Origin of the sequence: Clostridium thailandense (assembly GCF_019207025.1) — a bacterium.
In the GTDB taxonomy this organism is placed as follows: domain Bacteria; phylum Bacillota; class Clostridia; order Clostridiales; family Clostridiaceae; genus Clostridium_AM; species Clostridium_AM thailandense.
The window spans coordinates 1-2,547 of the sequence record NZ_JAEEGC010000152.1; the positions used below are offsets into that span (position 1 = coordinate 1).

Annotated in this window: 2 protein-coding genes, 1 tRNA gene and 1 rRNA gene; all 4 read left to right on the forward strand. The window is 30.6% G+C overall.

Features of this window, described 5'->3' with window-relative positions:
• The first annotated feature begins 24 nt into the window (after nucleotides 1-24).
• The 4 genes from rrf (at nucleotide 25) to I6U48_RS24590 (ending at nucleotide 2,313) form a co-directional block, all read left to right on the forward strand.
• Nucleotides 25-141, forward strand: a 5S ribosomal RNA gene (gene rrf, locus I6U48_RS24580).
• A gap of 201 nt (nucleotides 142-342) precedes the next feature.
• Entirely contained in the window at nucleotides 343-441 is a 99-nt protein-coding gene (locus I6U48_RS30565; RefSeq protein WP_376774599.1) for a DUF5107 domain-containing protein, read from the forward strand.
• An 87-nt stretch (nucleotides 442-528) separates the two neighbouring features.
• Entirely contained in the window at nucleotides 529-771 is a 243-nt protein-coding gene (locus tag I6U48_RS30570; protein ID WP_376774598.1) for a DUF5107 domain-containing protein, read from the forward strand.
• A 1,466-nt stretch (nucleotides 772-2,237) separates the two neighbouring features.
• Nucleotides 2,238-2,313: transfer RNA gene (locus tag I6U48_RS24590), tRNA-Met, on the forward strand.
• Nucleotides 2,314-2,547 lie beyond the last annotated feature (234 nt).

Sequence of the window (2,547 nt, forward strand, 5' to 3'; positions counted from 1 at the left end):
TCGAAGATTTAGAAGAAATCAGCATCTGGTGATAATGACGTGAAGGTAACACCCGTTCCCATTCCGAACACGACGGTTAAGCTTCACAGTGCCGATGGTACTGCAGAGGAGACTCTGTGGGAGAGTAGGTCGTTGCCAGGTAATTAAAAAAATCACTAAGCAAATAGATTGCTTAGTGATTTTTGCTTTTTGAGTCTTTAGGATTTAGTTTATTTTTACTGCAATTTAAAATGGAGCATTTCTAAATTCCTTTATGTCAAGTTTGTATGATATAGAAAAATTGAAAAGAGAGTATATTAAGGAAGCTCAGGAAAAGTATATCCTCATGCTGTAATTGATAAAATATACGATGAAAAAGTTAATAAAAAGTATCGTGCAGTATTCTTAGAAAATAAATATCTTAAAATAATGGTTTTACCCGAAATTAGTGGAAGAATCTAAAGAGCATTAGATAAAACCAATGGTTATGATTTTGTATATTTTAATCATGTTATTAAACCAGCATTAGTTGGAATTGCAGGTTTTACTTTGTATCCTGAAAAAGCTTATCTTGAAATTAAGGCTCAACTGTATAATAGAACTTCTGTACCTCAAACTTTCTTATGGTGGGCAAATCCAGCAGTAGCAGTGAATGATCATCATACACAATCTGTATTTCCACCAAATGTACATGCGGTGTTTGATCACGGAAAAAGAGATGTGTCAAAGTTTCCAATAGCTACGGGAATGGACTATTCTGCAGGAGTTGATATATCTAGATATAAAACATAGCTGTTTCTACGTTCTATATGGCATATCATTCAGATTATAACTTTGTCAGTGGATATGACTACAGTAAAAATGTATAGTTACTTTATGTAGCCGATCACCATATTTCTCCAGAAAAGAAGTAGTGGACTTGGGGATGTGGGAAATTTAGAAAAGTTTAGGATATAAATCTTACTGATGGAGATGGTCCATATATTGAATTAATGACAGGAGTGTATAAAGATAATCAGCCAGATTTTACATGGATGCATCCTTATGAGGAGAAGACTTTCAAATAATATTTTATGCCTTATAAAAACGCAGGAATAGTTAAGAATGCAACTATTGATGTAGCAGTAAATCTTAAAGTTTTAGAAAAAAAGGTTTTTGTAGATGTATATGCTGTCTTATTTTAAGGATTCTTTTATTGAACTTAAGGGTAGTAAAAAATATATATACAAGAGCGCGTTGAAATTTGACCTCTAAATATCTACAGTAAAGTTGAAGAGCTTGAAGACTACGAGAAAGAAAGTAATTTTATTTTAACTGTTAAAAATTTTAAAGGAGAAGAACTGGTTTCTTATAGGCATAAAGAGAAAAAGAATGAAAAGATGACCTTTAGCCTGAAGAAATAAAGACTATTGAAGAATTATATCTTTCTGGACTTCACCTTGAGCAATATAGACATGCTATTACATCCACTAAAAACAATCCAAACTATAATTATTATTAAAAATGTCTTCTTATCATAGTCAGGAACTGTATAGTTTAAAGGGAAAGTATTAGGTAAAGAAAATTTATTTGAATAACTACTATCAATAAAGCTGCCTAATTCTTTATTATTATAAATTATATCCTTATATGGATACATTGAATGAAGAGGATAGAAAAAATTTAACATTTAAAACTCTAATAAGGTAACGGTTACATTATAATAAAATCAAAGATTACAGAAAATTTGGTTATCTTACTTTATAGAGGTGAAGATTATGGAAAATGTATTAGAATTCAGAAATATAACTAAATACTTTCCTGGAGTTAAAGCCTCAGATAACAGTATTTTCAAGGTTAAAAGTAGAGAGGTATTAAGCAATTGATATCAAAGTAGTAACAAAAGAAAACTATAAGCAAGTGATGGGAAATGCAGCTAATTAGAATTAAGGATGATAATTGAAAAGCAATTCAAATATAATTAAATATTATTTTAGATTCTAATGTGGACCTTTGATGTATAAAATCAAGGGTCCTTATAGAGTAAAAAATTTAAAAATAAATATAATAATTAATAAATAGCAACGACTACTCTATCAGGCGTATCACTATGGTAAATAATGAGGATATAAAAGAATAATTGAGTATTATTAGGGAGAATCACGCTAAATACAGTTACAACTGATTTAAAATAGTTTTATACGTGGTAAGATATCACTTGTCGCTTGAAGGAGTGGCAAAGACAAGACAAAATGTTGTTTAATAACAATGTATAATGACGCGGGGTGGAGCAGCTGGTAGCTCGTCGGGCTCATAACCCGAAGGTCGTAGGTTCAAGTCCTACCTCCGCAACCAAAAAGTATTGACACAAATTAGTTTGTGTGATATTATGTAAAAGCTGTCAGAGATGACTTAACTTATCAAGTTTAACTAGTAAAGTTGGTAACAAATTATTAGTTGACAAGCTAAAGTAAAGATGATAAGATGTAAAAGTTGCTTAAACAGAGTAACGATGATCCTTGAAAATTAAACAGAGGTTAAAAGCTTAAATAGCTTTTATTAAGTAAAGTAAACCAGCAATTCTTTTGA